9 protein-coding genes are annotated in these 12,163 nt (G+C 38.0%); 8 read left to right on the top strand and 1 reads right to left on the bottom strand.

Features of this window, described 5'->3' with window-relative positions; all coding sequences use genetic code 11:
• Positions 1–203: 203 nt before the first annotated feature.
• The gene (gene betB / locus WKU33_RS07570; RefSeq protein ID WP_340453969.1) at positions 204–1,673 is read right to left on the bottom strand and encodes a betaine-aldehyde dehydrogenase; all 1,470 of its coding nucleotides are present in this window, start codon (positions 1,671–1,673) and stop codon (positions 204–206) included.
• 290 nt (positions 1,674–1,963) lie between these two features.
• Between betB and cudC the strand changes: the two genes are divergently transcribed.
• The 8 genes from cudC (at position 1,964) to WKU33_RS07530 (ending at position 12,087) form a co-directional block, all read left to right on the top strand.
• Entirely contained in the window at positions 1,964–2,521 is a 558-nt protein-coding gene (gene cudC / locus WKU33_RS07565; RefSeq protein WP_156855152.1) for a choline uptake/conversion transcriptional regulator CudC, read from the top strand.
• Positions 2,522–2,545: 24 nt separating this feature from the next.
• Positions 2,546–3,451 (top strand): glycine betaine ABC transporter substrate-binding protein, encoded by a 906-nt coding sequence (locus tag WKU33_RS07560; protein ID WP_156855150.1) that lies wholly within the window; start codon positions 2,546–2,548, stop codon positions 3,449–3,451.
• Between the two features lie 703 nt (positions 3,452–4,154).
• Complete coding sequence (locus WKU33_RS07555; protein WP_188857717.1) at positions 4,155–4,958, top strand: APC family permease; 804 nt, start codon at positions 4,155–4,157, stop codon at positions 4,956–4,958.
• Between the two features lie 175 nt (positions 4,959–5,133).
• Positions 5,134–7,197 (top strand): sigma 54-interacting transcriptional regulator, encoded by a 2,064-nt coding sequence (locus tag WKU33_RS07550; RefSeq protein ID WP_188857745.1) that lies wholly within the window; start codon positions 5,134–5,136, stop codon positions 7,195–7,197.
• A 226-nt stretch (positions 7,198–7,423) separates the two neighbouring features.
• The gene (locus tag WKU33_RS07545; RefSeq protein WP_340453965.1) at positions 7,424–8,791 is read left to right on the top strand and encodes an aminotransferase family protein; all 1,368 of its coding nucleotides are present in this window, start codon (positions 7,424–7,426) and stop codon (positions 8,789–8,791) included.
• Between the two features lie 101 nt (positions 8,792–8,892).
• The gene (locus WKU33_RS07540) at positions 8,893–10,005 is read left to right on the top strand and encodes a C45 family autoproteolytic acyltransferase/hydolase (protein ID WP_188857719.1); all 1,113 of its coding nucleotides are present in this window, start codon (positions 8,893–8,895) and stop codon (positions 10,003–10,005) included.
• Complete coding sequence (locus tag WKU33_RS07535; RefSeq protein WP_340453963.1) at positions 9,992–11,413, top strand: NAD-dependent succinate-semialdehyde dehydrogenase; 1,422 nt, start codon at positions 9,992–9,994, stop codon at positions 11,411–11,413. The genes WKU33_RS07540 and WKU33_RS07535 overlap by 14 nt, the downstream gene beginning before the upstream one ends.
• 23 nt (positions 11,414–11,436) lie before the next feature.
• Complete coding sequence (locus WKU33_RS07530) at positions 11,437–12,087, top strand: GNAT family N-acetyltransferase (protein ID WP_229782700.1); 651 nt, start codon at positions 11,437–11,439, stop codon at positions 12,085–12,087.
• Positions 12,088–12,163 lie beyond the last annotated feature (76 nt).

Here is a 12,163-nt window from a genome sequence, read left to right as displayed (position 1 = left end):
AAATACCTCCTAAGTACTTTTAAGTGTTTAGACATTTATAAGATTTCATGGCTGTAGATTATTTGTATTTACTGCATCAGCCGCGTCCACTCTGCGCCAAGCAACTAGCAGATCTTTTGATGGGACGAGCAATGCGGCGCTGTCCCAGGCGCCCGCGAAACGAATCGCGAACTGAGCCTGCAAGGGCGCCTCCGCTTTTGATATTAAAACCAGTTCATTGTTTCCGGTTTCAAATTATGGAATATATGTTTTGTTTCTTGGTATTCTTCCAGTCCCATGCCTCCTAGTTCGCGGCCAGTTCCAGATTGCTTATAGCCTCCCCATGGAGCGTGTGGGAAGTAGATATTAAAATCATTAATCCATACGGTACCCATGCGCATTTTTGCAACACAGCGTTCTGCTTTTACGATATCTTTTGTCCATACACCGCCGGATAGTCCGTAAATGGAATCATTTGCTAGTTTGATCGCTTCTTCTTCGGTTTTGAATTTCTCCACTGTAATTACAGGACCGAAAGCTTCGTCTTGAACAACACTCATGTCGGTCGTGCAATTCGTCAAAATGGTAGGCAGATAGAAAAAACCATTTTGGAGTTCTGCATCATCTGGACGTTTGCCTCCGACTGCGACAGTTGCTCCTTCTTTAATTCCTTTTTCAACATACCTTTCGACCTTTTTTAAATGCTCTTCAGAAATAAGTGGTCCCATCTGTGTTGTTTCATCAAAGCCATTACCGAGTTTAATCTTTTTCACTCGCTGGGTCAGTGCGTCGACAAATGTATCATGGATGCTTTCCTCGACGATGATTCTCGTTCCGGCTGAACAGATTTGTCCAGCATGAAAATATACAGCGTTTAAGGCTTGATCGATTGCTACTTCTAAATTGGCATCGGCAAAAATAACATTCGGGTTCTTGCCACCGAGTTCGAGTGCGATTTTTTTCATGTTGTGACTTGCAGCCTGCATAATCGTTTTTCCTGTTTCGATTCCGCCGGTAAAGGAAATTAAATCTACATTTTTGTGACTCGAAAGCTCTGCGCCAACTGTGTTTCCAGGGCCAAGTACAAGGTTGGCAACACCTTTAGGTACACCGGATTCTTCGATTAATTCAAAGATTTTAATATGTGTAAGTGGCGTAATTTCACTCGGCTTGATGATGAGTGTGTTTCCAGTGACGAGAGCTGGAGCTAGTTTCCAAGAAGCTTGAAGTAGTGGGTAATTCCAAGGAGTAATTTGCCCACAGACACCAACAGGTTCTTTCACTACTTTGCTGATCGAATTCGGGATGGGAGAGTTTATTATTTCGCCTCCATCTTTATCGGCAAGCTCGGCATAGTAACGGAAGACACCGGCAATATCTTCCATATCCCACCGGCTTTCTTCTAGTGTTTTTCCGGTATCTAATGATTCAAGTTTTGCAAGTTCTTCTTGATCACGGTCAATCAGGTCCGCGATTTTTTTAACGATCTTGGCACGTTCTGTAGCTGGCGTATTCGGCCAATCGCCTTGATCGAAAGCTTCTCTTGCTGCAGCGATTGCTTTTTCGGAATCCTGTGCGTTTCCATCAGCAACAACCGCAATGACCTCTTGGTTATACGGATTAATAATATCTCTTGTATTTCCGGAGATTGCTTCAACCCACTGGCCATTTATGTATTGTTTTTTTATGTCCAATACCGAAACCTCCTCATTTTGTTACGTTGCTTTGTTGTTAAGTTTGTTAAGAAAAAATTTAACGTTTTGAACAAATTTAATCTAACACATAAAAAAGTGTGTGTCAAAGAGATTTAGTCATTTTTTAACACATGTATGCTAGGAAAAAATAGTTTTATAAATTAATATATATAGGTAACGAAGCGGTTTGGCATGTTTTCATCCACTTGACATTTATTTTAGAAAGAGTAGTATTAAGTTTGTTAAGAAAAAATTTAACAAAATGAACAATAGGCAAGGAGAGTAAGTCATTGGGAAGCTTAAATGATAAAGAAGCGAGAGAAAAATTGGACTTTGCCAAGGATCAAGTCATTGGTGCTATCGCAGAAACGATGGATTTATACGGAGTGACGCCAGCCGCCGGTAGGTTGTACGCCACGATGTATTTTGAAGATAAAATGAATTTGGATGAGATGCTTGAAGAAATCGGGATGACTAAAGCAAGTATGAGCACAAGTGTGCGTAAATTGCAGAACATCGGTTATGTAAAGCGTGTTTATACGAGGGGCTCAAGAAAACATACTTATACAGCGGAAAAGAATTTCTTTAATACCTTTATGTCCTTCTACTGTCAACAATGGGAGCGAGAAGTAAGTATGAACTTGGATGCAGTTCAACTTGCTGAAAAGGAATTAGCAGAAATTATTAATGATGAGTCAATAGCAGATGAAATAAAAGAAGAAGCGAAAGAGCATTACGACATGTTGAATGAATCGAAAGTATATTATCATTGGTTAAGAAAATTAGTAGCAAGTATTCGTTCAGGAGAAATATTTGAATTTTTACCAAAGGAAAATGAAGAAACTTAAATTTTACTGGAGGCAATCTAATTCATGAGTTTGAGAAGGGGAATATTATTTGTCTTTACTTTTTTGATGATAGGTGTTCTTGCGGCATGCGGCAATGGAGATGCAGAAGGTGCATCGTCAGAAAGCGCTGCAGAAAGTGCGGATGAGACGATCGATATTGGACAAATTAGTTGGGCAGAAAACATTGCTGTCACAAATATGTGGAAAGTCATTCTTGAGGAAGAAGGATATGATGTTGAGTTTCACTTATTAGATATGGGGACACAAATGGCAGCACTCGCAAATGATGAATTGGATGTCAACTTGGAATTTTGGCTGCCGGTTCAAGATAAGAACTATCTCGAGCAATATCAAGAGCAAATCGATTTTTCAGAAGAGGTTTGGTATGACAATGCTAAGGTTGGATTAGTTGTACCAGCATATATGGAAGATATCAATAGTATTGAAGATTTAAATGAGAACAAAGAACTGTTTGAGAATCAGATTACTGGATTTGATCCTGGTGCCGGAACAATGGATACTACCGAGGAAATGATTGCAGAATACGAGTTGGACTTTGAGCTTGTACCAAGTTCCGAACCAGCGATGCTTACAGCAATTGAGGAAGCAATTCGTGAAGAGGCCCCAATTGTCGCGCCATTATGGAACCCACATCGTGTGTTTTCGGAAATGGACTTAAAATATCTAGACGATCCTAAAAACATGTTCGGGGAAACGGAAAAAATTCATCACGCAAAAAGGTTAGGTTTCGCTGACGATTTCCCAGAAGTTAATCAATGGTTAAAGAACTGGAAAATGGATGATGATTCCATTGGGGAATTAATGAGCTATGTAGCTGAAGCGGAAGAGGCTGGAGAAGAACCGATTGTTGGTGCAGAAAAATGGGTAGAAGACAATCGAGATTTGATTAACGAATGGTTAAGTGAATAAGTAGAAATAACGGGAACGTAATCTACTCTCCTATGTTGATGGAGAGTGGGTTCGTTCTTTTTTTTATCCTCTGGGAGATTATAAAGTGAAACTTCATTCAGTGGGGGGATTACAGACCGTTAATGCGTGATAAAATTGCTCTACATCACTGTGCCGAGAAGACTTTACATAGTACAGTTGACTAGCTCAATATAATAAACGGACAGCTTCAGTAGCGAATTCAAGCAAGGTAAGTGTTTTCAGATGTTGATAAGATTTTTCAGCCCGAGTGAACTAGAATCTTGTTCAAACGGGAATGAGACTCCTCTATTTATCCGAACGGACTGGAGTCTGCTTCATTCGATCGATTAGCACCTTTCTATTCATTCGAATGGACTGGAGTCTGCTTCATTCGATCGATTAGCATCTTTCTAATTACTCGAACGGACTGGAATCTGCTTCCTTCGATTGATTAGAGCCCCGCTATTCACTCGAATGATCTGGAATCACCTTCAAACGAGACATTAGAACCCTCTAATGTCTCAATTGAAGTTTTGGAATCGTGTCCATAACTATAATGAATTGCTGGTTTCACTAATTATACCAGAGAGTAGTTTACTGTTTCAGCTGCGAAAGTTGAAACCTTACATACAGACTCCACGGTTATGCGCTCATAACCTAAATAGTTAAAAGTTTATGAATAAGAATATAAAATTATGCGGTATTGCATAACAATTTTATTTACGATGGATATTCTTTTCCGCAAATAGTCGCAGGAGCCGCGCTGCTTTGTTTCTCCTTTCTTGGATTTGATGCCGTTTCAACTTTTTCAGAAGAAGTGAAAAATCCAAAGAAAAATATACCGCGTGCCATTCTTATCGTAACTATTATCGGAGGGATAATATTTATTATTGTCTCCTATCTCGCTCATAATGTTTGGCCCGACTATAATAGTTTTAAAGATGCTGATGCTGCATCTTATGAAATCATGGCGCGTGTCGGAGGAAGCGCTTTAGAATCAGCATTTTTAGCTGTAACTGCAATTGTTGTATTTGGTTCTGCCTCTGCAGCACAAGCAAGTGCTTCTCGTGTTTTATATGCCATGGGGAGGGACGGGCAACTTCCGAAAAGTTTCTTTGGGAAACTGAGTAAGAAAACAAAAGTTCCAGTCAATAATATTTTGCTGATTAGTTTATTATCTTTATCAGCTTTATTCTTAAGTCTAACCTTGGTTGCTTCCTTTATTAATTTTGGAGCATTAATTGCTTTTGCTTTTGTAAATATTTCGGTTATTGTTTTATACTTTGGTAAAAAAAGAAAGCGCTCTCTTCGCGGGGTTATGAAGTACTTTATTATTCCTTCAGTAGGATGTTTGTTAAATGTTGTACTCCTATTCAACTTAGATAGTTATTCTAAAATATTGGGAAGTATTTGGTTCGGGCTTGGTGTGTTATATTTGATATTTTTAACAAAAGGATTTAGACAGAAGCTTCCGGAGATGGAAAAGGATAAAGATAAGGCTGTGTAAAATAATAATATCCGCGCGATAATGAATACTGACACGATTTTACTAGTTGAATAAAACAGAAATAGTATTATGATTATTTCGAATACCGTGATACAATGTGAATTGATCTGTAAAAGGGGTGCTTATATTGAATCAGACAATTTCTAGTAAATTAAAACCTATATTTGCAGTTTCAATGGACATTGATCAAGTATGTTTTTCAGAGCAAATAGCAAATCGCATGGATCCTTATGTATTTTTAACGAAGAATAACGAATTAAGTGCATACGTGGATTTAAGAGATTTGAAAACATCAGGAAAGAAGAACGAAGATTTATGTGTAGAACAAATACGTTCCAATGCAATATCGATAAAAAATATAGAGATATTCAAGCCGGGTAAGGAAATTACCATGTCGTTTGTATTCAAAGTGCTTGGAAACCCGATTGTTTTAGTTAAGAACAATGAAGATGAATTAATGGGATATATTACCCGAGAAGACATGCTGATTGGTTTGTTTCGTAAAGAGAAAAATATTAATATACTTAAGTTACTCTTGGGTTCAATACCGATGGGTGTTTTTGTAGTTGACCACAATCAAAAAATTATTAATTGCAATGAAACTGGTCTAAATATGATCCAATCCGCAAGCAGTGAAGTAATGGGAAGCGATGCAGGTCAGATTTTCAATCAGGAAAAGTTGAATAACGTGTTCTCGACAGGGGCAATTCTGTTAAATGAAATTCATTTTATAAATGAAATGGGCGTATTGGTTGATTATAGTCCAATTGAGTCGGCAGAGGGAAATGTTGAAGGCGCTATCATTATTGTGCAGGATCTTCCAAAAGTGGGGGAAATGGCACTTGAAATGGAAGCAGTCAAAGATTTAAACAGGGATATGAATGCCATTCTGTCTACCATCTATGATGAACTTTTAGTTATTGATAACAAAGGAACTCTTATACGACATAGCGAGAATTACATCAAAGATTTTTGGCCGAGGCCCCTTAAAGAGCTGATTGGTGAAAATATTTTGGAGTTAGAGAATGAAGGTGTTTTTTCTCCTTCTGTAATAAGGTTAGTTTTAGAGAAGAAAGAAAAGGTTTCCGTCGTTCAAGAAACAATAAATGGAAAAAAGATATTAGCTGTAGGGAATCCTATTTTTAATAGTGCAGGGGATTTACAAAGAATAGTTGTGGCTTCGAGAGATATTACAGAAAATACGAAACTAAGATCCGAACTAAAACAAACGAAGGAAATGACGAAAAAGTATGAGCAAGAACTGAATCGCCTAAAAAACAAGGAGGATCCCTCAAAAGATATTATTTATGGCAGCTTAAAGATGCAAAAAGTTGTTAATCAAATTGAGAAGATAGCAAACTTTTCTTCTACTGTATTAATCCAAGGTGAATCGGGAGTAGGGAAAGAATTAATCGCACGTGCAATACACACGAAGAGTAACCGATCAGATAAGCCATTTCTAACAATAAATTGCGGCTCTATCCCAGAGAATTTACTGGAGAGCGAACTCTTTGGATATACGAAAGGCTCGTTTACCGGGGCTGATTCTCAAGGGAAAAAAGGGTATTTTGAACAGGCAAATGGCGGGTTGTTGTTTCTTGATGAGATTGGCGATATGCCAATGTCGTTACAAGTGAAATTGTTGAGGGTATTACAAGAGGACGAAGTTGTTCCTATCGGGAGTGTTACACCAATTCCTATTGATGTCCAGATTGTTGCCGCGACGAATAAAGACTTAAAAAAGCTGGTGGAAGATGGAAGTTTCCGAGAGGATTTATATTACCGGATTAATGTTATTCCAATCCATGTTCCGCCCCTTGGAGAGAGACCGGAAGATATTCCGTTATTAGCTTATCATACCCTTGAAAAGTTAAACCACAGATATGATAAAAATTGCTACCTTTCACCAGAAGCATTAAATTTATTAGAAAGCTATTCATGGCCTGGCAACATCCGTGAACTACAAAACTTAATTGAACGACTATTTGTAACCGCTGATGAGGAAGTAATAACGGCTGAATTAGTAGAACACTTTTTGTCACATGAAACAGTTCATAAGCCGTTCCCTTTAATTAATGGGATTGTTCCCCTGAAACAAGCAAAGGAAGAAATAGAGGAGCAGTTAATTATATTAGCAATGAAAAAACATAAAACGACAATAAAGGCTGCTGAAGCGCTTGGGATTAGCCAATCTGCAGTTAGTCGAAAATACCAGCAAATTTTACAAAGGGAAAAATAACGGTATAAGTAAAAACCAACTTTCATAAAAAAGTTGGTTTTTATGCATTATTGCATAATGTTATCCGTTAATGCATAAATAAATCGATGTAAACTCTTAATAGATTAAAAGTTTATTAATGTAAAGGCCAGATCACCATATATTACGCGATTTTTTACAATGAAAATAAAAGTTGGCATGATTTTTGCTTTATATTATTTGAATACTAAAATTGGAGGTTTTAATTATGGTAAAAGAAGTCTCTGTCTTAAAGTCGAAAACTGATGAACTAGCTGAATTAGATAAAAAACACTTTATCCATCCTACTTCAGCACCTAAAAAAGGTGCACAAGATGGGCCGGATATTATTTTTTCCGACGGTCAAGGTATTTTTGCTAATAATTTAGAAGGTGAAGCTTATATTGATGGGATGTCCATGCTTTGGAATGTGAATATTGGTCATGGTCAAAAAGAACTTGCGGAAGCTGCGAATGAGCAAATGTTAAAAATTGCTTACTCTTCGGCATTTAAGGGCTTTTCGAATGTACCAGCTATTAAACTTGCTGAAAAATTAGCATCTATCGCTCCAGGTGATTTAAATTCAGTTTTTTATACTTCGGGTGGTTCTGAATCAAATGACACCGCTTTCAAGTTATCGAGATTTTATTGGTCATTAAAAGGAAAACATGAAAAAAAGAAAATTATTGCAATGAGGGACGGATATCATGGTGTAACACAGGCTGCGCAGAGTGCTACTGGGATTCCAACAACACACGAATTTGCGGGAGCTAGTGTGGAAGGGTTTTACCATGCAACACCACACTTAACAAATTGTGAATTGGGCGATAAAAATGATCCAAATTATGAACAGTCTATTCGATATCTTATTGAGAAAGAAGGAGCAGATACAATTGCAGCGGTAATTATCGAGCCAGTTCAAGGAGCAGGCGGGGTAAATATTCCACCTGAAGGTTATTTGCAAGCCGTTAGAAAACTTTGTGATGAGTTCAATATTTTATTTATCGCAGACGAAGTGATTTGTGGATTTGGCCGCACAGGAAAAATGTTTGGAGTTGAAAATTGGGAAGTAGTCCCTGACTTAATGTGTATTGCTAAAGGGATTACAAGTGGTTATTCGCAGTTGGGAGGCGTAATGATTAGCGATACGGTAAGAGAAGCTATCGTAAATTATGAGGGAGTAATGGCTCATGGCTTTACCTATAGCGGACATCCAACAGCATGTGCAGTAGCGCTGAAAAACATTGAAATTATTGAGCGCGACGGTATCGTAGAAAATGCCAAAGCAATGGAAAAAGAAATGCAAAAAGGATTGGCATATCTGGAGGAAAAGCACGACATTATAAGAAATAGCCGCTCTATTGGACTGCTCGCTGCATTTGAACTCTATAACCCTGCAACCGGTGAACATTTCGATCCTTCTTTACAAGCTGCAACGAAAGTGGTTGATGAATGTTTTAATCGCAAGCTTATTCTCCGAGCTATTGGGGATTTCAGAGTTGCAATCGCACCACCACTAGTTATTAACAAACAAGAAATTAATGACATGATTCACATTATTGATGAGTCTATCACCGCTTTTAAAAAGACGATCTAGTAATACAGAGGTTCAAAAGGTCCCCACAGCTACCCGGAGACTTTTTGAACTTACAAATCTATTATGGACAGAAAAGTAAGCATGATAAGCGAGGGAAGATAATGATTAACAAACTAGTATTAAGCGGATCAGCGAGGGATATAGGATATAAGCATGGTGCATATGGAAAAAAAGAAGTTTTACAAAGTCTAGAAACATATGAAAAATTATTTCACGGCTATCAGCATATTGATTGGTCAGAAGCAAGGGAGCGTGCGCTTACGCATCTTGATGCAATAGAAAAATACGATGTAACCATGATTGAAGAAATGGAAGGGATTGCAGCAGGTGCGGGGGTAGATTTTGAAGATATATTAGCTCTTAATGCGCGTAGTGAAATTGCACTGGCCGGATATAAAGGAACATCATTTTCAGATGGCTGTACAGCAATAGCAGTTACCGAACCAACTATATCAGAAACAATTATTGGTCAAAATTGGGACTGGAAGCCTTCGCAAATAAATAGTCTTTTATTACTGAATATACAACATGAAGGCAGGCCGGATATAACGATGGTGACGGAGGGAGGAATGATCGGGAAAATTGGTTTTAATTCTTCCGGTGTAGGGATATGCTTTAACGCATTGATTACTGATAAAAAGTCAGATGAAGTTCCGATCCATTTAGGGTTACGGGCAGTCCTTAATTCTCATTCTTTAACGGAAGCTATTTCAAAAATCAAAGGGACGCAAATGGCTTCTGCTGCTAGTTTCCTGATTGGTTATGATGAAGGAAATGGAAATGGAATAGCTGTTAATCCTGAGGTGTCTCCATTTGGCATTGATTATGTTGGAGGAGAGGACGGGAAATTAGTACATACAAACCATCTTCTATCCGAAAACATTAAACAGAATTTAAAAGATATGAACGAATTCAGATTTGATGATTCGATGCTTCGTAAAAAGAGAGCGGAACAGCTTATAAATACAACCATTGCAAATAAAGAGCCAATAGACGAAGAAACATTCAAAACATGGCTTTCAGATGAATTTAATGCACCAAATTCTATTAACCACTTTGAAAACGAGAGAGCACCAGAACACCGGAGAATGGAGACTGTTTTTTCTATCGTAATGAATCTATCAAAAAGAAAAGCATATCTTCGGGTCGGAAAATCTCTTGATAACAATAAATACGAAGAAATCAGCTGGAGGAATTCGAATGCTATATATTAATGGTGAATGGATACAAACAGATGAAAAAATAAAAGTCGTAAACCCCGCAACAGGTGAAATAATTGAAACCGTTTCAACAGGTGGGAGAGCGGAAACGAAAAAAGCAATTGCAGATGCAAAAGAAGCATTTAAGCAATGGAAAAAAACAACTGGTAATGAACGAAGTGCCTATTTACAAAAAGTGGTTCAATTAATGAGGGAAAAATCAACAGAATTAGCGGAAACGATTACGAAGGAAAATGGAAAGTCATTAAAAGATGCGAAAAGCGAAGTAGCCGGTGCGATAGCTTATTTGGAGTGGTATGCCGAGGAAGCGAAACGAGTTTATGGTGAAACTTTACCAGCATCACAGCAGGAAAAACACCTCATGGTAATTAGACAGCCTATCGGTGTATGTGCTGCTATTACTCCGTGGAACTTCCCGCTCTCAATGATTACAAGAAAGCTAGCTCCAGCGCTGGCTGCAGGGTGTACGGTTGTATTAAAACCCGCTCCTGCTACACCTTTATCTGCAATAAAAGTTTTTGAATGTTTTCATGAAGCCGAAATCCCTCATGGCGTTGTAAATCTTTTAATTGGACCGGCGGAAGAAATAGGAAGCGAAATGACTAGCAGTTCAGATGTACGAAAGATTACATTTACAGGCTCAACCGCTGTTGGTAAAATGCTTCTTCGTGATTCTGCTGCGACTGTTAAAAAAGCATCGATGGAGCTTGGCGGTCATGCCCCATTTATCATCTTTGAAGATGCGGATCTAGACGAGGCCGTTCGTGGAGTGATGCTATCCAAATTTAAAAATACCGGGCAAACATGTATCAGTACAAACCGTATTTATGTGTCAGAAAGTATAGCGGAACAATTTGGAGAAATGTTAGCGGAACAAACAGCGCAACTAAAAGTAGGAAATGGAATGAACGCTGACGTCGACGTTGGACCACTAATTAATGAAGATTCATTGAAGAAAGTAAAAGCTCAAGTTGAAGATGCGGTAGAAAATAATGCAAAAGTGCTTTGTGGCGGAAATGTATACAAAGAAAATGACTTAAACGGTTATTTTTATGAACCAACTGTTATTCAATACGCTAATGAAAATATGAAAATCGCAACAGAAGAAACCTTTGGCCCGGTTGCACCGATCTTTACGTTTAAAGAGGAAGAGGAAGTCGTGGAACGGGCAAATGGCTCATCATACGGACTAGCTGCATATTGTTATACAAAAGATTTGGGACGTGGATTACGTATGATGAAGGAACTTGACTTTGGAATAGTAGGTATTAATGATTCGTTGCCAATTGTAGTTCAGGCGCCATTTGGCGGCGTGAAGGAAAGTGGAATGGGTAAAGAAGGTGGAAAATACGGATTGGAAGAATACCTGGAAGAAAAGTTTGTCTCTATTAGTACAAAATAATGAATAGGAAAGGAGTTAAAAAAATGCCGGAAACAAAATCAATCCAGCTCGGTGAAAATATGACAATCCGAAAGATTCAACAGGAAGATCTTGATGAAGTGGCAGAGCTATCTTATACATGTTTTGGGCCGGACATGTCCCTAACACGTGCGAACTTGGCAAGTCAAATAGAGATTTTTCCAGAAGGTCAGGTCTGCTTGCAATATGAAGGAAAAATAGTAGGTTCAGCGTGTAGTTTAATTGTTGACTTTGATGATTATGGTGAAGAACATTCCTATACGATGATTTCTGATGATGGTTATATTCGAAATCATAATCCGAATGGCAGTAATCTTTATGGAATAGAAGTAGGTGTTCATCCAGAATTCAGAAAAATGAAGATAGGGAAGTATTTATATCAGGCCCGCAGAGAGATATGTAAAAATCTAGGGTTGAAAAGTATTATTATAGGTGGGCGTATCCCGAACTATTATAAATATGCGGCTCGATTAACACCTGAAGAATACGTAGAGGAAGTAAAAAAAGAAAATATTTATGATTCCGTTCTTACATTTCAGCTTAAAAATGGCTTTAAATTAAGAAAGGTAATGCGAGGCTATTTAATGGGAGATAAAGAATCGCTTACAAATGCTACATTAATGGAATGGCATAATCCGGATTATAGGGAAGAATAATTGGATTACAGGATTTTAAATCAAACTAAATGAACAAAAAGAGTCTCCTGATTTCACTGTTGACATGGGGCCGCTC

Source organism: Oceanobacillus sp. HCA-5259, assembly GCF_037892815.1.
GTDB lineage: Bacteria > Bacillota > Bacilli > Bacillales > Amphibacillaceae > Oceanobacillus > Oceanobacillus indicireducens.
The sequence above is the reverse complement of the archived record's forward strand: the minus strand, read 5'-3'. Positions and strand labels throughout refer to the sequence as shown.